Below are 530 nucleotides of genomic sequence, written 5' to 3' on the forward strand. Positions count from 1 at the left end.
TCTGAACCAGTAATGCCAAAATCACGAGCTATCTCATCGCCATAGTAGATTTGTACTGCACCCGGTGCCAGCATTAACGCATTGGCGGCGCGAGCTTGGTCATCAAAGCTGCGGCTGCGTGCCGACCAAAACAGTTGAGTATCGTGCGAAGACAGGTAACTCAACACGTTGAATTCAGGATCGGAGTTAATACGCTCTGCATAGCGGCGGTAATCATTATCAAGTTGAGCGAAACACTTTAGCGCTTTTGGTGCCACGTCAGATTGGAACTCGAAGTTGATGATCGAATCGAAGCCGTTATCGAAATACGGGCTCTTCACTACGCTGTGTGCCCACACTTCGCCGGTCATCCAAAATGGCAGATCGTCTAGTGCTTTGTCGGGGTGGTTTTGTTTCCATTCGGCGAGGGCTTGACTGGTACTTGCTTTGAGCTCTGCCCACGCTTCCATCTCAACGTGTTTGGCGGTATCGACGCGGAAGCCATCAATGCCGTAATCACGTACCCAATCCGATAGCCATGTGATCAGATG

1 protein-coding gene is annotated in these 530 nt (G+C 50.6%); it reads right to left on the reverse strand.

The genetic code is table 11. From position 1 onward, the window contains the following. On the reverse strand, positions 1–530 hold a 530-nt coding region (locus R7Q09_RS28110), incomplete at both ends, for an alpha-amylase family glycosyl hydrolase (protein ID WP_318144203.1).

Source organism: Vibrio sp. 2130-1 (assembly GCF_033339515.1).